At 59.1% G+C, this 18,478-nt stretch carries 16 protein-coding genes; 12 read left to right on the top strand and 4 right to left on the bottom strand.

The annotated features are described in order from the left end of the window. Positions 1–350: 350 nt before the first annotated feature. From deoC to AAAX34_RS06010, 4 genes are all read left to right on the top strand, one after another. Positions 351–1,025 carry a deoxyribose-phosphate aldolase gene (gene deoC, locus AAAX34_RS06025; RefSeq protein WP_022094433.1) on the top strand — a complete coding sequence of 225 codons (675 nt, stop codon included), beginning with the start codon at positions 351–353 and terminating at the stop codon, positions 1,023–1,025. Between the two features lie 149 nt (positions 1,026–1,174). Continuing rightward, positions 1,175–2,017 carry a Cof-type HAD-IIB family hydrolase gene (locus tag AAAX34_RS06020; RefSeq protein WP_349110418.1) on the top strand — a complete coding sequence of 281 codons (843 nt, stop codon included), beginning with the start codon at positions 1,175–1,177 and terminating at the stop codon, positions 2,015–2,017. A gap of 64 nt (positions 2,018–2,081) precedes the next feature. Then, a complete protein-coding gene (locus AAAX34_RS06015) occupies positions 2,082–2,741 on the top strand; it encodes an HAD family phosphatase (protein ID WP_349110416.1) in 660 nt (219 codons plus the stop codon). A gap of 59 nt (positions 2,742–2,800) precedes the next feature. After that, on the top strand, positions 2,801–3,664 hold the full coding sequence (locus tag AAAX34_RS06010; RefSeq protein ID WP_117855039.1) for a PfkB family carbohydrate kinase: 864 nt from the start codon (positions 2,801–2,803) through the stop codon (positions 3,662–3,664). A 279-nt stretch (positions 3,665–3,943) separates the two neighbouring features. On the opposite strand, the gene AAAX34_RS06005 is transcribed toward AAAX34_RS06010, so the two are convergent. Beyond that, positions 3,944–4,726 carry a TatD family hydrolase gene (locus AAAX34_RS06005; protein WP_195361224.1) on the bottom strand — a complete coding sequence of 261 codons (783 nt, stop codon included), beginning with the start codon at positions 4,724–4,726 and terminating at the stop codon, positions 3,944–3,946. A gap of 14 nt (positions 4,727–4,740) precedes the next feature. Beyond that, positions 4,741–5,535, bottom strand: coding sequence for a tRNA threonylcarbamoyladenosine dehydratase (locus tag AAAX34_RS06000; protein ID WP_117794489.1), 795 nt, complete (start codon positions 5,533–5,535; stop codon positions 4,741–4,743). Positions 5,536–5,835: 300 nt separating this feature from the next. Between AAAX34_RS06000 and AAAX34_RS05995 the strand changes: the two genes are divergently transcribed. From AAAX34_RS05995 to ettA, 3 genes are all read left to right on the top strand, one after another. Beyond that, positions 5,836–6,114, top strand: a complete 279-nt coding sequence (locus AAAX34_RS05995; RefSeq protein WP_022094448.1) for an autorepressor SdpR family transcription factor — start codon at positions 5,836–5,838, stop codon at positions 6,112–6,114. Beyond that, entirely contained in the window at positions 6,107–6,811 is a 705-nt protein-coding gene (locus AAAX34_RS05990) for an SdpI family protein (RefSeq protein ID WP_349110415.1), read from the top strand. Before AAAX34_RS05995 ends, AAAX34_RS05990 begins: the two co-directional genes overlap by 8 nt. 184 nt (positions 6,812–6,995) lie before the next feature. Further along, positions 6,996–8,675: an energy-dependent translational throttle protein EttA gene (ettA, locus tag AAAX34_RS05985; protein ID WP_349110414.1), complete on the top strand. Its 1,680-nt coding sequence runs from the start codon at positions 6,996–6,998 to the stop codon at positions 8,673–8,675. A 214-nt stretch (positions 8,676–8,889) separates the two neighbouring features. On the opposite strand, the gene AAAX34_RS05980 is transcribed toward ettA, so the two are convergent. Then, complete coding sequence (locus tag AAAX34_RS05980; protein ID WP_349110413.1) at positions 8,890–10,182, bottom strand: hypothetical protein; 1,293 nt, start codon at positions 10,180–10,182, stop codon at positions 8,890–8,892. Positions 10,183–10,322: 140 nt separating this feature from the next. After that, the gene (locus AAAX34_RS05975; protein ID WP_349110411.1) at positions 10,323–11,285 is read right to left on the bottom strand and encodes a hypothetical protein; all 963 of its coding nucleotides are present in this window, start codon (positions 11,283–11,285) and stop codon (positions 10,323–10,325) included. 203 nt (positions 11,286–11,488) lie between these two features. Here AAAX34_RS05975 and AAAX34_RS05970 point away from each other — a divergent pair, with 203 nt between their 5' ends. The 5 genes from AAAX34_RS05970 (at position 11,489) to AAAX34_RS05950 (ending at position 18,308) form a co-directional block, all read left to right on the top strand. Beyond that, complete coding sequence (locus AAAX34_RS05970; protein WP_349110410.1) at positions 11,489–13,468, top strand: NAD(+) synthase; 1,980 nt, start codon at positions 11,489–11,491, stop codon at positions 13,466–13,468. Between the two features lie 118 nt (positions 13,469–13,586). Then, positions 13,587–14,750 carry an aminotransferase class I/II-fold pyridoxal phosphate-dependent enzyme gene (locus tag AAAX34_RS05965; RefSeq protein WP_117745888.1) on the top strand — a complete coding sequence of 388 codons (1,164 nt, stop codon included), beginning with the start codon at positions 13,587–13,589 and terminating at the stop codon, positions 14,748–14,750. Positions 14,751–14,951: 201 nt separating this feature from the next. Continuing rightward, complete coding sequence (locus AAAX34_RS05960; RefSeq protein WP_006234343.1) at positions 14,952–15,902, top strand: L-lactate dehydrogenase; 951 nt, start codon at positions 14,952–14,954, stop codon at positions 15,900–15,902. A 255-nt stretch (positions 15,903–16,157) separates the two neighbouring features. Beyond that, a complete protein-coding gene (locus AAAX34_RS05955) occupies positions 16,158–17,192 on the top strand; it encodes a DUF2974 domain-containing protein (RefSeq protein WP_162010697.1) in 1,035 nt (344 codons plus the stop codon). Positions 17,193–17,303: 111 nt separating this feature from the next. Beyond that, positions 17,304–18,308 carry a nucleoid-associated protein gene (locus AAAX34_RS05950; RefSeq protein ID WP_022094136.1) on the top strand — a complete coding sequence of 335 codons (1,005 nt, stop codon included), beginning with the start codon at positions 17,304–17,306 and terminating at the stop codon, positions 18,306–18,308. The last annotated feature ends 170 nt before the right edge of the window (positions 18,309–18,478 follow it).

The raw sequence follows: 18,478 nt of genomic DNA, 5'->3' as shown, positions 1-18,478 counted from the left end.
TGCAACCGTCACGCGCCACGCTATGCGAACGTGCCCCTTTTCTGTTGTCGGTCGGATACGATGAGTCGCGTGACGTCGTCAGAGGTCGAATTCGACCGCTAACGACGTTGTGCAGCTCATCATTTCTGGTCGCAAACAGTAAAGGGGCATGAGGGTGTATTGAGGGGGGGATGTCTTGCTGTCGGCATCCGCGTGCGGTGCCATTCGCTGTCTGTAAATATACGTTTACAGCTAATTTCATACCACTTGTCGGAATGCGGACGCTGTCCTTGCATGTCGGGCGTACATTAAACGTGGTTTTTCGCGTGAAACCACGAATCGGTTGTCAGTCCTGAACAAGGAGGCCCAGCATGACGCTTGCCAAACCCATCAATAAATACATCGACTATATCGATGCCCCCGAGGACACGTTTGAGCAATATGTCGAGAAGGCGTTAAAGTACAACTTTCGCTGCGTATTTGCGAACCTTCAGGAGTACGAGACGGGCCGCGCCATGCTCGAGGGCTCTGACATCATCCTTGCCGGCGCCATCGACTTTCCCCAGGGCACTATGACGCTTGAGGAGAAGCTTGCGAGGTTTGAGGAATACGCTGCGTGTGGCTTTACCGAGATTGACTACGTTTTGAATCAGGGGTCGATCGAGAACCGCGATTTTGATGCCATCGAGCGCGAGATGACTACCATTGCTGATTTTTGTCGCGCGCATGGCATCACTGACAAGGTAATCGTCGAGATGTGCAAGCTGGACGGCGACGACGCCGCCAAGCGCCGTGTATGCGAGATCGCGCTGGAGGCCAAGCCGGGATTCCTTAAGACATCGACCGGCAGAAGCTTTGGCGGTGCTAAGCTCGAGGACGTGCGGCTGATGCACGAGGTGCTCGGCGATGCCGTGGCAATCAAGGCGGCGGGCGGTATCCATAATTACGAAGAGGCTTGCGCATTCATCGAGGCCGGCGCCAGCGCGTTAGGCGCATCGGCGGGCATCGCGATCGTCGAGGGCGCACCGACGGATGAGCGTCGCTAGCAGACGTATTTGACCTGAGCGATAAAGCTTCACGACCACACGCCGTTCATGTTCGAGACAATATGACTTTTTGCCCGTTGTAAACGGAGTCGCGATGGGTGTTCTGTATGATGGCTCAGACAAGGTTGTTCAATGACAGGGAGGCATATATGGCAATCAAAGCCATCGCGATGGATATCGACGGTACGCTCACCAACGATCAGAAAGTGATTAGCCCGCGTACGCGCGAGAAGCTGCTCGCGGCGCAGGAGTCGGGCATTAAGCTCATCTTGGCTTCGGGCCGTCCCGCATGGGGACTGCACGCCTTGGCGCAGGAGCTCGACCTTCAAAACCATGACGGTCTGCTGGTTGCCTTTAATGGCGCGCATGTGGTCGACGCTCAGACCGATGAGGTCCTTTTTGACCAGGCTATGCCGGCTGACGAGCTGCACCGTCTGATTGATCACCTGCGTAATTTTGACGTGATCCCTATGATTTCGCTCGGTCGCGATCTGCACGTCGAGGATTCGTACCGCTGCATGATCACGCTGCCTGACGGCTCGCAGAAAAACATCGTCAAATACGAGCGCGATGCGTGCGATCTTAAGATTCGCGAGGTGGAGAGCCTGCATGAGGTCGCTGATGCTTATCCCGTGGACAAGCTGCTGACGGCGGGCGATCCGGCCTACCTGCAGGCGCATTACGAGGAGATGTATGCGCCCTTTAAGCAGACGCTTTCGGGCATGTTTACGGCCGACTGGTACTTTGAGTACACGGCGCCCGGTATCGACAAGGCCCGCGCACTCGAGGGTGCCCTGCCCAAGCTCGGCATCGATGCCAGTGAGGTCGTATCGTTTGGCGACGGCCAGAACGACAAGTCCATGATTGAGTGGGCCGGCACCGGTGTTGCCATGGGTAACGCCGTCGAAGAGGTTAAGGCTGTAGCCCAGATGGTGACCGCCGATAACAACGAAGATGGCATTGCGGTGGCGCTGGATAAGCTGCTGGGTTAGAATCGCCGATTAATGCATGGCTCGGGCGCCTGCTTGCGGGCGTCCTTTTGTTAGGGAGGGTGCCGTGTCCGCATTTCCGTTCGACGCCGTTATCTTTGACATGGACGGCGTCATTGTCGATACCGAGTATTACTACTTGGGCGAGACTGCCGCGTTTGCCAAGGAGCTTGGGCTTAACCTGACTCAAGAGGAGTTGAATGGGCAGGTCGGTACCTCGCATCAGTTCTTCCTGCATATGTTGGTCGATTGGTTTGAGCGCGCCGGTAAGGGGCATTTCACTGGCGAGGAAGCGTTGGCCCGTTGGGACGAGTGGGCGCATGAGCGTCCGCGCGACTATCAGGCTTTGATTAACCCAGGCGCCGTGGATACGATTCGAGAGCTGCCGCGCCGCGGCGTTCGCGTGGCGCTTGCCAGCTCGTCTCCCATGGATAGCATCGAGGAAGTGCTCAACGAATGCGGGCTGTCGGATGCCTTTGAGTATGTGGTGAGCGGCGAGCAGTTTAAGGAGAGCAAGCCCGAGCCCGACATCTACCTGCATGCGCTGGACCTGCTGGGGCTGCCCGCGAATCGCTGCTGCTGCGTTGAGGATTCGGTGCCTGGCATCACTGCCGGCAAGCGAGCCGGCCTGACAGTCATTGCCAAGCGCGAGGAGCGCTTTGGCTTTAGCCAGGATGCCGCGGACAAGATTATCGACCAGCTGCCGGAGCTACTGGAACTCGCGTAGATCCTGGGCGGTACTGCTGTCACAACAGTGGTTCCGTTGGCATAAGAGAGGCGCGCGCTATGGCATTTAACGTGAGCGCACTGGGGTTTGGCGACAACGTCGTCGACCGCTACGAGCATATTCGCACGATGTATCCGGGTGGCAATGCGGTGAACTTTGCCGTGTATGCCAAGAAATGCGGAGCCGCGCGCTCCGCGTATATGGGCATCTTTGGTAATGACGCTGCTGCCGAGCACGTGATTGCGAGTCTTGAAGATGAGGACGTTGAACTAGCCAAATGCAAGCAGCTCATCGGTGAGAATGGTGCTGCGCGCGTGACCGTCGTTAACGGCGACCGTGTTTTCCTTGGCTCCAATGAGGGTGGCATCCGTGGTGATGCTCGCTATGTGCTCGATCGCTTTGACCTTGCGTACATGAAGCAGTTCGACGTAGTCCACTCGGGCAACTATTGCTTTACCGAGCGCGAACTTCCCAAGTTGAAGGCCGCGGGCATCACGGTTTCGTTTGACTTCTCGGACGATTCGACCGACGAGTACTACGAGCAGATTGCTCCCTACGTTGACTTCGCATTCTTTAGCGCGGCAGACGCCGCGAGCGAGGATGAGATTCGCGAGCGTCTGGCATGGGTGAAGAGCCTAGGTCCGCGTTTTGTATCGGCAACGGCTGGCGCTGAGGGCTGCATTGCCTATGATGGCGATCGTTATTACCGCCAACTGGCTAAACCGGTAACGGAAATGAAGGACACTATGGGTGCGGGTGACTCGTTTCTGACTTCGTTCTTGATGTGCTATCTCGATTCCGCCAAGCGTGGCGAGGATGGCGTCGAGGCCATCGAGCGTGCACTCGACTTTGCGGCGGGGTTTGCTTCGACCGTATGCGGCATGGAAGGCTCTTGGGGCCATGGGGCGCCGATTTCCGAATAGGCGAGCAGTCCCGGGGAGTCGAATTGTCGCCTCCCCGGGACTCCATGGACAAAAAATGCCAGATATGAGTACTGTCACTAATTTAGTAACAGCGAAATTTAGCTTTTGAGGGCCTAGTTGGGTGTCTGCGAGCGATTAAAACCTGCTAAAAATGACTTTAACCACCTTAAAGTGCCTTGATAATGGATAGCTGTACATTATCAAGGCACTATTTTGCCGTAAAATAATGTGACTGGATTTGCAACAGTACTCATATCTGGCATTTTTTGTCCACCGGGGCTAGCGAAGGTCAAAAACAGAGTGCGCATTTGTTAAAACTGCCGACTCGATGCGCTTTGCGTCACAATTCTTGAGCGAGGCGATGCGTTCTGAGGTCCTTGTGAGCGATTTGATGAGCGACTGCGCGCTTGTTTCTGTGTTTGCCTCCGCTGGTGCATCGGTCTCGAGCAGTAAACGATCGAGTGGAATCTGTCGTGCGTATTCGCGTCCTCGTTTAGACGCGAGCATGCGTTCGTTGACGGAAAAATAACAGTCCGCATCACGCGCGCGGACGAGTTCGTCCGAAGTGCCGCTAAACCAGTGGAAGATGATAACGGGGGAGTCGGGGTTTGGGATGAGTAGTCCATGCGATTCGAGGACGTCCAGTACGGCTCCTGCCGAACGAACGGCGTGAATTGATATCACGCGCCCGGTAAGAGGATGCTGCACGAGTGTATCGCAGAGCCGGTCAAATGCCTGTATTTGTAGCGGCTCACTTCCGGCAAAGCGTGCGGAAAAGTCGAGTCCCACCTCGCCGATGTAGCGCTCTTGGGCAGCAACTTCGCAAAGCAGATCGACTTCGGCAGGACCGCAGCGGCCGTCGGCGAGCCACCAGGGGTGGAGCCCAACGCCAGCGATGATGCCTGGTAGGCGACGGGCGCGCTCGTTTGCGGCCGAAAAGTCGCGTGGGTCGACCCCGCAGTCAAAGAGCCCCAGACCCGACGCCGCCGACTCACTGGCTGCAGCATCGGGGCCGAGCATCAAATCAAGATGACAATGCGTGTCAAAGAATTGCGGTTCCATCGCAGGACATCCTGCTAGTCCAGGCGTTGGCCGTCGGCGCGTACGCGCTCGGTGCCGCGCCCGCTGATCTGGCGGATAACCTCGCCGGCAATCATCTGACCCATGATGGGCGGCATAAAGCTGGCGGTACCCAACTCGGTACGCTCGTGGATGTTGGACGGGTCGCGAGGTTGGGTCTTAACCGATTCCTCGCAGCTAAACAGCACGTGCAGACTCTTGATTCCGCGCTTCTTACATTCTTTGCGCATGATGCGGCTCATGGGGTCACGTACCGTATCGAAAATGTCGGCAAAGCGGAGGCACTCGGGATGGAGCTTGTTGGCCCCGCCCATGGAGCTAACCAAACGAATGTCGTGGTCCTGAGCATATTTGGCAATGGTGAGCTTGGCCGAGATGGTGTCGATGGCGTCGACGACGTAGTCGAGCTTGCCGTCCGTCTGCTCCAAAACGCTCGCGAAGAACTCGTCGATGTTGTCGCTCAGCAGGTATTCGGTGCGTTTGATAACGGTGGCGGTGGGATTGATGTCGTGGATCATGGCTTCCATAACATCGACCTTGCGCTTGCCGATGGTGCTGTGAAAGGCGATAGCCTGGCGATTGATATTGCTGGGCGCGACGATGTCCTTGTCCAGAATGACGAAATGACCAATGCCGCCGCGGGCGAGTGCCTCGCAGCAGTTGGAGCCCACGCCTCCGCAGCCGAGCACCAACACCGTAGCATCGGCGAGCTTATCGAGTGCCTCGCGGCCCATGATGATCTCGAGCTTGGTGTCGCGTGTCTCGACGAGAGCGGCAGCGGTTTCGGTCATAGACATCCTCCGATGGGGAAGCGAATCGTGTTTTAGCTATCGCCATTATAGGTGTTATCGCGATTCCATTTGAGCCCTTGGGCTTGTTGAAATGGGATCGGGGTTCGCATAAGATTGAAGCAGATGGCACCCGTTGCAGCGGGTTGGCCAACTCCAAAACACGTTTGTAGCGTGAGAAGTGGCCGTCTTCGCATTACGCGGAGGCGGCTATTTTTTTTGAGTACAAGATTAGATAGTTAGACAAACATCTAAATATCGAGTATAGTGTGCGCGTCATGAGAGATGATGAGAGGAGGTCTTATGCCGGGAGAGGGTTTTAAGGCGCTTGCCGATCCAACGCGACGGCGCATTTTGGAGTTGCTGCGCGAGGGCAATTGCACGGCGGGGGAGCTTGCCGAGCATTTCGATATCAGTAAGCCGTCGCTGAGCCATCACTTGGCGACGCTCAAAAACGCCGGGTTGGTGACCGACGAGCGCCATGGCCAAAACATCGTATACAGCTTAAACACCACCGTCATGCAGGATTTGATTGGCTGGTTTATGGGTTTTACAAACACGGAAGGTGATAAGGATGAATAACGAAAACAAGGGCATTCACCCCACGGGGGTATCGTCGCGCGTGTGGATTGCGCTGGTCGCTCTGTGCGTCGCCAATGTCGTAGCGCACCTCATGGTGATGCCGAGCTTGCCTGCGCAGATTCCCACGCACTGGGGCGCGAACGGCGCCGTCGACGGTTGGGGTCCTAGCTGGATGGCCTCCGCGCTCGGCGTGCTGCCTCTGGCACTTCTCGCAATGTTCTGCGTGGTGCCGCGCATCGACCCCAAAGGTGAGGCATATCGAACCTCGGGCAAGTTCTACCAGGGCTTCGTAATCGCCTTCACCTTGTTCATGTGCGCCATAAGCTGGCTGGGAGAGCTTACGGTCTGGGGCGTGGTGCCGGCGGTCGGTTCGGTTAACGTGCTGATTTCCGGTGTTGTCGGTTTGCTGTTCATCGGCGTAGGCAACTACTTGCCGCGTGTGAAGCAGAACTATACGCTCGGTATCAAGACACCCTGGGCGCTTGCCGATTCCGAGAACTGGCGCCGTACGCAGCGTTTTGGCGGCGCCTGCTTTATGGTGCTGGGTATTGGCCTGATTGTGATGGGCGTGGCAGGCAGCGTGCTTTCGAGTGAAGTCGTCGCCGCGGTGATTGCGGCTCTGGCGTTTGGTTCGGTTGGAGCCGTCTACGTCTACTCGTATCTGTTGTGGCGCAAATCGCAGCGAGCCGCTCGTTAAGGTTGCGGAAAACTAGCGTACGCAGTTCATAGTATGTTCCGGGGGACTTTTCCCAGGTAGTATTAGGGGGTGTGGGCAACCATGCCCCTTTTTCGTTACGTTTCAGAGCTGGTTCCCTCATTTCGTTTCCACTAAGGCGAATCAAGAATAGGGAAACAGCAGGTAGAAAGGATAGAACAGGCAAATGGCAGAGTTTATCTACCAGATGTATCAGGCTCGCAAGGCCCATGGCGACAAGGTGATCCTTGACGACGTGACCCTGAGCTTCTACCCCGGTGCCAAGATCGGCGTCGTGGGCCCCAACGGTATGGGCAAGTCGACCCTGCTCAAGATCATGGCCGGCATCGAGGAGGTCTCCAACGGCGATGCCAAGCTCACCCCCGGCTACACCGTGGGTATCCTGCAGCAGGAGCCGCCGCTCGACGACGACAAGACCGTCATCGAGAACGTGCGCATGGCATTTGGCGACATGATCGCCAAGGTCGATCGCTTCAACAAGATCGGCGAGGAGATGTGCGACCCGGATTGCGACATGGACGCCCTCATGGCCGAGATGGGAAAGCTCCAGGACGAGATCGACGCCGCCGACGGCTGGGATATCGATTCCAAGCTCGGCCAGGCCATGGACGCCCTGCAGCTGCCCGATTCCGACATGCCGGTCAACGTACTTTCCGGCGGCGAGCGCCGTCGCGTGGCCCTGTGCAAGCTGCTGCTCGAAGCTCCCGACCTGCTGCTGCTCGACGAGCCCACGAACCACCTGGACGCCGAGTCGATCCTGTGGCTCGAGCACTTCCTGCACAACTACCAGGGCGCGGTGCTTGCCGTCACGCACGATCGCTACTTCCTGGATAACGTTGCCGAGTGGATCTGCGAGGTCGACCGCGGTCACCTTTATCCCTACAAGGGCAACTACTCCACGTATCTGGAGACCAAGGCCGCCCGTATCGAGTCGCAGGGCAACCGCGACGCCAAACTCGCCAAGCGCATGGAGGCCGAGCTCGAGTGGGTACGCAGCTCGCCCAAGGCTCGCCAGGCAAAGAACAAGGCCCGTCTGGCTCGCTACGAGGAGATGGAGGCCGAGGCCCGCGCAAGCCAGAAGCTCGACTGGACCGACATCCGCATCCCTGTGGGCCCGCGTTTGGGCAACAAGGTGCTCGAGGCCCATCATCTGCACAAGGAGTTCGATGGCCGTGTGCTCATCGACGACCTTTCGTTCACCCTGCCGCGTAACGGCATCGTGGGCGTCATCGGCCCCAACGGTGTGGGCAAGACTACGCTCTTCAAGACCATCGTGGGCCTGGAGCCGCTGACTTCGGGCGAGCTCGAGGTGGGCGAGACCGTCAAGATCTCCTATGTCGACCAGAACCGTTCTGGCATCGATCCCGATAAGAACCTGTGGGAGGTCGTCTCGGACGGCCTGGACCACATGATGGTCGGCGAGACCGAGGTTCCGAGCCGCGCTTATGTGGCGAGCTTTGGCTTTAAGGGCCAGGACCAGCAGAAGCGCGCTGGCGTACTTTCCGGTGGCGAGCGCAACCGTCTGAACCTGGCGCTCACGCTCAAGCAGGGCGGCAACCTGCTGCTCCTCGACGAGCCCACGAACGACCTCGACGTCGAGACGCTGTCCTCGCTCGAAGCGGCGCTGCTCGAGTTCCCGGGCTGCTCGGTGGTCATTAGCCATGACCGTATGTTCCTGGACCGCGTCGCCACGCACATTCTGGCGTGGGAAGGCACCGACGAGAACCCGGGCAACTGGTATTGGTTCGAGGGCAACTTCGAGGCCTATCAGGCCAATCGCATCGAGCGCCTGGGCGAGGACGCGGCCCAGCCGCATCGTATCCACCGTAAGCTGACGCGCGACTAGATCGTTACGCGGTTTTCCAAACCGCGTAACTGCTCGACGCTGCGCGGGTCGCAAGCACCCCATCTTGCCGTTCAAGCCGTCGCTCGCGTACCGAAGTACGCGTCGCTCCTCTTTCACGGCAACCTGGGGCACTTGCGGCCCGCTCGCTGTTGGTTACGCAACATCAACAAATAAAAACGGCTCAAATCCTGATTTGGATTTGAGCCGTTTGTCGTTACTGCTCGGGTTCTTCGACTTTATCGATGGTCCAGGTGGCTCCGAGACCGCCGGTGGTGTTGCGGCGGATGCGCACGGCAACCTCGTGGCGCTCGCCGTCCTGCGTGTAGCGCAGGGGGAAGCTTGCGCGGTTTCGCGCGGCCTCGATGGTACCGCGCTCGCGGGCGATCCAGTAGTACTCGCCGACGATGCCGAGGGTATCGGCGCCGTAGGGGAGATAGGTCGACAGCTGGTGTAGCAACGGACCGGGGCAGAAGACCTCAGTTGCGAAATCGACGGGGAAGTCCTCGGGAATGGCGGGCGCTACGGGTGCGGGGGCCGGTACCATCGCCGGTGCGAAGGCCTGCTCATTGACGGGCGTCACCTCGACGACGGGCACGGGTTCGGTGCCGAGCACTGATTCGGTGCCCACTTTTGGCATCGCCGCGGAATCTGCAGACTCGACGATAGCGGGTGCGTCTACGGCCGCGGTGTCGAGCTCGACTTGCGGAGCGCTCTGATTCTCGACGCTCGACTTTGCCTCGATGGGCGTGGATGCCATGGTGGTGATGCCGGCGTTGGCGTTCTCGGGGTCATAGACGACCGTGAGCGAGATGGCGGGCTGCGGCGTCTCGGGCTCCGGCGTCGACTCGGAAGCGCCTTGATCGGCGGGCTGATCGTCCTCGGCCTCGTCGCCAAAGACATCGCTGTTTTGGAACGCAGACGTCTCGGGTTGGTTAGCGGCTTCTTCGGTTGTCGACTTGGGAGCTTCGTTGAGCTCAGCAGTGACTTCCTGCTCGGATATGACTTCGGGATCGGTCGTGGCGGCGATTTCGGTTTCGGCTTCTGCCGTTACCTCAATAGCGACTTCGATCTCGGGCTCGGGCTCGGGCTCCGGAGCGACTTCGGCCACGGGCTCGGGCTCGGGACGCTTAACGTGCTTAGGGCGCACGGCCTTGAGGTCCTTCTCGCCGCGCTTTTTCTTTTTGTAGGACTGCTTGGCTCCCTTGGCTGCCTTGGGCTTATCCTCGCCCTTGGCAAGGGCGGTATCCCAGGCATCGTTGGCGATGACAGTGGCATACAGGCGACCGCCCTTAAAGACGGTCAGCTTAATGCAGTCGTCGAGCTCCTCGAGCAACTCGCGCGTGGACTCAAAGCCCAGGTCATAAGCGGCCATGTCACCAGTAGCGAGTGCCTCCTCGACCTGCGTCATAAACGTTTGCTTGCCGCATCCGATTGCATCGCGTAGCAGGCGATACAGATAGATGTGGTTGCCCAGCGATAGCGTGGGCCTAACTATTGTCTTGCTCATGGCAAATCTCCTCTTTACACATGTAAAGCATCTTACCATCGCATAGCGTTCGCCATGGCGGCGCCCAAGGCAAACGGGCGCGAACCGCTTTCGATTCGCGCCCGTTGTATAGGTCGGTTATCTATGAGAGGCAAATGTGCTTAGTTGCCCGATGCCGTGCCTTGGCTCGAGTTGTCAGATGCCGTGCCGGACGCGGTTCCGCTCGAGCTGTTCGAGCTGTTGGTGTTGTTGCTGTCTGCTGTGCCCGTTCCCGAAGTGGTGTCGCTCGTCTGGCCGCCCGTGCTCGGCTGCGAACCGCCAGTCGTTTGGCTTGAGTCGGTCGTGCCGGACGGCGTGCTGCTGTTGGCCGTAGAGGAATCGGTGCCCTGCGATTGGTTTTGGGTGTTCGAGGACGAATTGGCAGAGGTAGAACTGTCTTGCGTATCGTCCGTCTGCGCCTGCTGATCCTGCGACTGGGTGTTGCCATTTGCATCGCTCTCGGTCGTGCGCGACGAAAGGATTGGCTCGGGGCGCTCGCCCAGACCCTCACCGGCGGTGGTTATAAGGATGGCGCCGGTGCAGGCGATGACCGCGACGATGGCGATGGCGATCGAGAAGACGATGACCTTCTTTTGCGTCTGGCTGCGCTCTGCCGCGGCCTTGGCGCGCAGGCTGTTAGGGGCGACGCGCGCCGTGGTCGCACGCCCCGCAACCTGGCGCATCTCCTGCGTAGTCGCGGCGCCGCCCAGGTGCTCCTCGGCATTAAGCTCAACGGGCTCATAGGCGCCGGCGGGGTAGTCGACGTCGGCGTGCGTACCTTTGAGGGCTTTGGCGCTGGCAGAGATAAAGTGGCGGTAGACCTGCGAGGACACAACGGTGATGACCGAGCTCACGGCGGCACCAATTACTGAACCAGCGATACCAATCTTGGAGGCAAGCGCTACGCTCGTGGCAGCAGCTGCGGCGCCGGCGATGATCTGGGGAATGGAAATGTCATCGAACAGGCCCTTTTTGGGCGCGATGGCCATGGTCTGTCCGATGGAATGGTTCTCGTGCACGCCGTTGTTGAGCGATGCCGGCGTCATGACGCGCGTGCGCGGCGCGTCGGTGTACTTGGTTGTCATACGGGGTCCTCCCGGTGTAAATCTGCTTCGTTTCGTGTAGCCATCAGGGTACCCACCAGATGTGAATCGTACGTGACATTTAACAGATACCATCAACTCATCAATTGCTCACCAAGTTGGTGGGATGCGGTTACACCCGGCGGTTGAACTACAATAGGACTTGCTAATTGTTGTGAATGGCGTCTACGCACGGGAGCATTCTTATGAATCTTCACCTTTCTCAGTCTGATGGCTTTTTGCGTGTGGCGGCGGCATCGCCGCAGATTCGCGTTGCCGATGTCGAGGGCAATGCCGAGGTTGCGCTGGCGGCTGTTCGCGATGCTGCCGAGCGCAGCGTTCGCGCGCTGGTGCTGCCCGAGCTTAACCTGACCGGCTATACCGCGGCCGACCTGTTCCATAACCGCACGCTGCTGCATGCCTGCGAGGCTGCTCTGGTGCATATCCTCGATGAAACCCGCGAGCTGCCGATTGTCTTTACCATCGGTCTTCCCGTTGCAGTTGCCGAGAATATCTACAACTGCGCTGCCGTGTGCTGCGCGGGCGAGCTTTTGGGTCTTACGGCCAAGAAGTATCTGCCCAACTATGGTGAGTTCTATGAGCGTCGCTGGTTTGCTCCATCGCCTGCGGATCCCGTGTGGGTCGAGTTTGCCGGTCAGGGTCCGGTTCCGCTGGGTTCGGGGCTTGTCTACCGCTGCTGTGATGAAGGTGCCGAGGATATGGTGCTGGGCGTTGAGGTCTGCGAGGACCTGTGGGTGCCGGCGCCCCCTTCGACCGAGATGGCGCTTGCCGGTGCGACGGTGATCCTCAATCCGTCGGCTTCGGACGAGATTATCGGTAAGGCGGATTACCGCCGCAGCCTAATCTCCAACCAGAGCGCGCGCCTGTACTGCGCCTATGCCTACGCGGACGCGAGCGAGGGCGAGTCCACGACCGACATGGTCTTTGCGGGCGAGAACCTCGTCTACGAAAACGGCTCCAAGCTCGCCGCGACCAAACTGCTTACCTGCGATATGGCCATCGCCGACGTTGACCTTGACCGCCTGGTTGCCGAGCGCCGTCGCTCGACGACGTGGACGCGCACCGACGATGCGCCGGAGGCCACGGCCGTTGAGTTTTCGTTTGAGGGCGTGCTGGCCGAAGAACCTGTCCTGCGCGATGCCTGCGATATCGACCGCGTTTTCCCGCGCGCGCCCTTTGTGCCGGCCGACCACGGCGACTTGGCCGAGCGCTGCGAGACGATCCTCGGTCTGCAGACTGCGGGCCTCAAGACCCGCCTCGCCCACACAGGTACCAAGGCTGCGGTCATCGGCCTTTCGGGCGGCTTGGACTCCACGCTAGCGCTGCTTGTGACCGTGCGTGCCTTCGATGCGCTGGGGCTGCCGCGCACGGGTATCACGGCGGTTTCCATGCCCGGCTTTGGCACGACGCACCGCACTAAGTCCAATGCCGAGTCGCTCGCTCGTGACTTGGGTGTGAGCTTCCGCGAGGTCTCAATCCATGCTGCCGTGGAACAGCACTTTAAGGATATCGAGCATGATCCGGCCGTGCAGGACGTGACCTACGAGAACAGCCAGGCGCGCGAGCGTACGCAGATTCTGATGGATTTGGCCAATCAGGCCGGCGGTTTTGTCATCGGCACAGGCGACCTGTCGGAGCTGGCGCTCGGCTGGGCTACCTATAACGGCGACCACATGAGCATGTACGCCGTCAACGCGAGCGTGCCCAAGACGCTTGTGCGCCATCTGGTGCGCTATGCCGCCGATGTCTTTGGCGGGCGCATTGCCGAGGTCTTGCTCGATATCCTCGATACGCCGGTGTCCCCCGAGCTTCTGCCGCCCACGGGCGACGGCGAGATTGCGCAGAAGACCGAGGATTTGGTGGGCCCGTACGAGCTGCATGACTACTTCCTCTACTACCTGCTGCGTTTTGGCTTTGAGCCGGGCAAGATCTACCGCATGGCGCTCAAGAGCTTCGAGGGCGTCTACGACGCTAAGACCGTCCACACGTGGCTACGTACGTTCTACCGTCGCTTCTTTGCCCAGCAGTTTAAGCGCAGTTGCCTGCCCGATGGTCCCAAGGTGGGCTCGGTGACGCTCAGCCCGCGCGGCGATTGGCGTATGCCGAGTGACGCTAGCTCGCGTCTGTGGCTTGCGCAGATCGACGCGCTCAATCCAGTTGACTAAGGTTGGCTAAATTGAACCAATACGGGGGTTGCAAGCGTTACACTTTTGCAATCTGATGGCCCGTATCGCGCGGCGCTCTTGTCGGAGCGCCGCGTTTTTTATATCGAAAGGTGGCACCATGCAGGCATCTCAGCGTCTCGACCGCTTTGGCGCGGAGGTCTTCGCCTCGCTCAACAACAAGCTTCTCGCGCTGAAGGCTCAGGGCAAGACCATTTACAACATGAGCGTGGGCACGCCCGACTTTAAGCCGTACGACCACGTGGTCGAGGCGCTCACGCAGGCGGCCCAAGATCCCGAGATGTGGAAGTACGCCCTGCGCGACCTGCCTGAGCTTAAGCAAGCCGTGTGCGATTACTACGAGCGTCGCTTTGGCGTTTCGGGCATTACGCCGTCCATGGTGCAGTCGTGCAACGGCACGCAGGAGGGCGTGGGTCATTTGGGCCTGGCCCTGCTCGATCCGGGTGACACCATTCTAGTTCCCGATCCGTGCTACCCGGTCTTTGAGGCGGGTGCGAAGATCGCCGATGCCAAGCTCGAGTACTATCCGCTGGTTGCCGAGCACAATTACCTGCCCTATGTGGCGGGCATCGATCCCGAGGTGGCCGATCGCGCCAAGTACATGATCGTTTCGTTGCCCGCGAACCCGGTCGGCTCGGTGGGTACGCCCGAGGTCTACGAGGAGATTATCGCCTTCGCGCGTGAGCACGATCTACTGATTGTTCACGACAACGCATACTCCGACATCGTGTTCGACGGCGAGCCGGGCGGAAGCTTCTTGCAGTATCCCGGTGCGCTCGAGGTGGGCGTTGAGTTCTTCTCGCTCTCCAAGTCGTTTAACGTCACCGGTGCGCGTATCGGCTTTTTGGTCGGCCGCGAGGACGTGGTCTCGGCCTTTGCCAAGCTGCGCAGCCAAATCGACTTTGGTATGTTCTTCCCGATCCAGAAGGCTGCTATCGCCTGTCTGAACGGTCCACGCGATGAGGTCGAGGCGCAGCGTCTGAAGTACCAGGAGCGCCGCGATGCCCTGTGCGACGGTCTTGAGGGCCTGGGCTGGGAGCGTCCCAACGCGCATGGCTCTATGTTCGTGTGGGCCAAGCTTCCCGGTGGTCGCACCGATTCCATGGCGTTTTGCGAGGAGCTTATGGAGAAGGCCGGCGTTGTGGTGACGCCGGGCGCGAGCTTTGGTCCTTCGGGCGAGGGGCACGTGCGCATGGCGCTGGTCTTGCCGCCCGACCAGATCGCTTTGGCTGTCGAGGCCATTCGCGAGGCGGGCCTGTATTAGAAACCTATTTCGACTCGTCAATAGCTCGAAACCGATTTCGTGCAGTTATTTTACGAATTCTGCAAACAATTTCGGTAAACGGTCGATTTTTGGCTGCGAATAGGAGCATAATCAAAGTCCCGATTGGATGTATTGGGATTACGGCAAGCCGCTCGGGTCGTTCCCGGGCGGCTTGTTTGTGGAGAGAGATGGGAGTTTCTAATGGTTAACGAGAAGAAGGTCGCTATTGTCGGTTGCGGTTTCGTCGGTTCGTCTTCGGCGTTCGCTCTGATGCAGAGCGGTCTGTTCTCCGAGATGGTCCTCATCGACGTGGACAAGAACCGCGCCGAGGGTGAGGCTCTGGATATCGCGCACGGCATGACGTTTGCCGAGCCGATGAAGATCTACGCCGGCGATTATTCCGATGTCGCCGACGCCGCCATGATCGTCGTCACCGCTGGCGCTGCCCAGAAGCCCGGTGAGACCCGCCTGGACCTGGTCAACAAGAACGTAAACATCTTTAAGTCCATTATCCCCGAGATTAAGAAGTCCGGCTTCGACGGCATTCTGCTAATCGTCTCCAACCCGGTTGATGTTCTGACCTATGCTGCCATTAAGATGTCCGGCCTGCCCGAGGGCCATGTCATCGGCTCCGGCACCGTGCTCGACACTGGCCGTCTGCAGCAGATGCTTGGTGCCCACGTCGAGGTTGACCCGCGCGATGTCCAGGCCTATGTCATGGGCGAGCACGGCGACTCCGAGTTTGTCGCTTGGTCCAGCGCTCAGGTTGCTGGCGTTCCGCTGAACACCTTCTGCGAGCTTCACGGCCACCTGGAGCATGAGGCTGCCGAGAAGCGCATCGCCGAGGACGTCAAGAACTCCGCCTACACCATCATCGAGAAGAAGCACGCCACCTACTACGGTGTCGCCATGGCCGTCAAGCGCATCTGCACTGCCGTCATGCGCGATGAGCAGACCGTTCTGCCCGTTTCCTCGCTCATGGTGGGCGAGTATGGCCTGTCCGATCTGGCCATCTCCATGCCGACGGTCGTTGGCCGCGACGGCGTCGTCTGCCGCGTCCCCGTGCCGCTGAACGATGACGAGCAGCATGAGCTCACCGCCTCCGCCAAGGCCCTCAAGGACATCATCGACAGCGTCGACTTCTCCTGCTAAATTCGGCTCGTTTGGGCAACAGGCTACAATGAAAGGCGTCCGGGCCACACGGTCCGGGCGCCTTTTTAGTGCGAGGGGGGGTCAGGTTACTTTGCACCACCCCAATGCACCATAGTTGATGGGAGGGCCATGTCGGATTCGCCTAATTTTTTGACCTATGCCCAGACAGCGTTTGATCCGTTTGAGGAACGGCCGTTCTGCGCGGTGGATAGCCTGGTCTTTGCGTGGTTGTCCTATTTGCGTTTGCCGGGTGATATGGCGGAGCTGACGAACTGGCAGGGCCTAGACGTACGCGAGCTGCTGCGCGCCGAGTGCTACCAAGACATGATTGGCGACCTGTGGGATCCGGAGGGGAGTCGTGCCCTGTTGGAGGCTGTGGCAGCAAGCCCTCGCTACCGTGGCGTTCGTGTTTGCGGCTATCGTAGCGTGAGTGATGCCGAGACAACGGAGCAGTTTGCGGCCATGACGTTCCGATTTCCGGCGGGGTTTAGCTATCTTGCCTTCCGGGGGACCGACAGCACGATTGTGGGCTGGAAAGAGGACTTTAACATGGCGTTCCGGTGTCCTGTGCCGGCCCAGGAATCCGCGGCGCGTTATGTAGACGAGGCGGCGGATGCGATTGACGGGCCGCTTTTGTGCGGAGGTCATTCCAAGGGTGGAAACCTTGCGGTGTACGGTGCGGCGATGTGCCCCGATGTCGCCCGTGAGCGAATCGAACGGGCGTATTCCCATGATGGTCCGGGCTTCGTCGAGGAGTTTCTGAGCGGCAACGCCTTCGCCGATCTATCCGGTCGAATCGACAAGACGCTACCTCGGTCGTCGATCTTTGGCATGATGTTCGAGACACAGGAGGACTATGCCATCGTTGAGAGCACCGAGTTCAGCCTGCTTCAGCATAATCCCTTTAGCTGGGTGGTTGATGGTCGCGACTTCGTGTACTGTGAGCGCCTGTCCGCCGGTGCTCGATACGTTGATGGCTCCATTCGCGAGATGCTGCTTGCGGTGTCGCCTAACGAGCGCGAGCGTTTTGTAGATGCGTTGTTCTCCGTGCTTGAGGCTACGGGTGCTGAGCGGTTTGCGGATATCGCTGGGAATCTGCGCGAGAGCCTGCCCGTGATGCTCCAGGCTGCGCAAGGCTTTGACAAGGATACGCGACGCTTTGTCTCGCAGACTATCGTTGCGATTCTTAAGTGTGCGCTTCTGCCCAAACGTCCCCAGATCGACATGCCCGCTGCCGGCAAGAGCTTGGCAGAACAGCTCGAGGCTTGGCAGTCCGAGCTCCTGCGCTAACCATTGGTGCAAAGCAACCTGTCCCCGATGCACCAATCTTCGATGCGCCTGGGGCGGGATCGACCGCTATACTGGTTCGTGCCGAAATCGATCTAGAACGGAATGCCGTATATGAAAATCAATCACGCGATTCTGCATATCCTGGACTTTGACTCTGCCGTCAACGTTATGAGCCAGCGCGAGCTCGATATCGAGAGCCGCACCGTGCGTAATTTCGTAACCACGCACCTGCGGCGCGCTCGTACCTCGGCTGATAACAAGCGTGCCACGTTTGCCGAGAACTCCGCATTCGGCGGCGAGCTCAAGGGCTATTTCTTTGGTGAGCGTGAGTTCGTGGATCTGTCTCAGCAGATTGCGGAGTTCATCTCTTCCGAACTTACCAAGGCCGAGAAAGCCGAGTCCACTGACGTGCTTGTGGCGGACTTTGATGACGATGAGGATGCCCGCTGGTTTGCCGTGATGCTGCTGGGCTCCAAGCAGGCTTTTATGCACGAGGTGGGTCGCGAAGAGGGCGAGGTGCGCAACGACATTGCGCGCCACTACGCCATTCTGCCGAATCCCTCGCAAAAGGTGCCGAGCTATGCAATCGTGCGTGCAAGCACCATGGAGATCGGCTATGTGGATAAGAAGCGCAAGATTGCCGGCGAGGATCGCATGCTCATTCCCGATGGCCTGCTGCAGTGCGACACGGGGGTATCGGGCAAGGAGGTAATCGACACCGTGACACGTGTGGTCGAGGAAGTCGCCGAGGAGCACGGTGCCAACACGGCTGTAGCACTCGCCAAGGTTAAGGCTGCTGTTGCCGAGAAAGTTGAGGATGACGAGGAACTGCCCCCTTGGGATATCGTCGATGAGGTCTTTGAGGACGAGCCGGTTATCAAGGAGAGCGTGCGCGCGGCACTGACTGAGGAGAAGGTGCCTGAGCGTGTGCCCGTGGAGCGCAAGCAGGTCGAACGCGCGGCGGTGCGCAACCACAAGATCCGTACCGACACGGGCATCGAGATCAGCTTCCCGGCCGAGATGGGTTCGAACTCTGAGTACATCGAGTTTGTCAACGAGCCCAACGGCCTCATCTCCATCGAGCTCAAGAACATCGGGTCAATTGAGAATCGATAAACTGCGCTTGGACGCTGCAGAAAAACAAAGGCCGAAGCCCCAATGAACTGCGTCCCAAATCTTGGGCGCCCTAAATAGCGACTAGGCCGCGAGGGCCTGATTCCGGAACTCCTCCGGGGTCAGGCCCTTCAATCTTACCTGCCTCCGGCTCGTATTCCAGTAGACTATGT

Origin of the sequence: Collinsella sp. CLA-ER-H4, assembly GCF_040092395.1 — a bacterium.
Lineage (GTDB): Bacteria > Actinomycetota > Coriobacteriia > Coriobacteriales > Coriobacteriaceae > Collinsella.
The sequence above is the reverse complement of the archived record's forward strand: the minus strand, read 5'-3'. Positions and strand labels throughout refer to the sequence as shown.

Coding starts and splice junctions, on each gene's coding strand:
- deoC (WP_022094433.1), top strand. CDS start 351: ATGACGCTTGCCAAACCCATCAATAAATACATCGACTATATCGATGCC.
- AAAX34_RS06020 (WP_349110418.1), top strand. CDS start 1,175: ATGGCAATCAAAGCCATCGCGATGGATATCGACGGTACGCTCACCAAC.
- AAAX34_RS06010 (WP_117855039.1), top strand. CDS start 2,801: ATGGCATTTAACGTGAGCGCACTGGGGTTTGGCGACAACGTCGTCGAC.
- AAAX34_RS06005 (WP_195361224.1), bottom strand. CDS start 4,726: ATGGAACCGCAATTCTTTGACACGCATTGTCATCTTGATTTGATGCTC.
- AAAX34_RS06000 (WP_117794489.1), bottom strand. CDS start 5,535: ATGACCGAAACCGCTGCCGCTCTCGTCGAGACACGCGACACCAAGCTC.
- AAAX34_RS05995 (WP_022094448.1), top strand. CDS start 5,836: ATGCCGGGAGAGGGTTTTAAGGCGCTTGCCGATCCAACGCGACGGCGC.
- AAAX34_RS05990 (WP_349110415.1), top strand. CDS start 6,107: ATGAATAACGAAAACAAGGGCATTCACCCCACGGGGGTATCGTCGCGC.
- ettA (WP_349110414.1), top strand. CDS start 6,996: ATGGCAGAGTTTATCTACCAGATGTATCAGGCTCGCAAGGCCCATGGC.
- AAAX34_RS05980 (WP_349110413.1), bottom strand. CDS start 10,182: ATGAGCAAGACAATAGTTAGGCCCACGCTATCGCTGGGCAACCACATC.
- AAAX34_RS05975 (WP_349110411.1), bottom strand. CDS start 11,285: ATGACAACCAAGTACACCGACGCGCCGCGCACGCGCGTCATGACGCCG.
- AAAX34_RS05970 (WP_349110410.1), top strand. CDS start 11,489: ATGAATCTTCACCTTTCTCAGTCTGATGGCTTTTTGCGTGTGGCGGCG.
- AAAX34_RS05965 (WP_117745888.1), top strand. CDS start 13,587: ATGCAGGCATCTCAGCGTCTCGACCGCTTTGGCGCGGAGGTCTTCGCC.
- AAAX34_RS05960 (WP_006234343.1), top strand. CDS start 14,952: ATGGTTAACGAGAAGAAGGTCGCTATTGTCGGTTGCGGTTTCGTCGGT.
- AAAX34_RS05955 (WP_162010697.1), top strand. CDS start 16,158: ATGGCGGAGCTGACGAACTGGCAGGGCCTAGACGTACGCGAGCTGCTG.
- AAAX34_RS05950 (WP_022094136.1), top strand. CDS start 17,304: ATGAAAATCAATCACGCGATTCTGCATATCCTGGACTTTGACTCTGCC.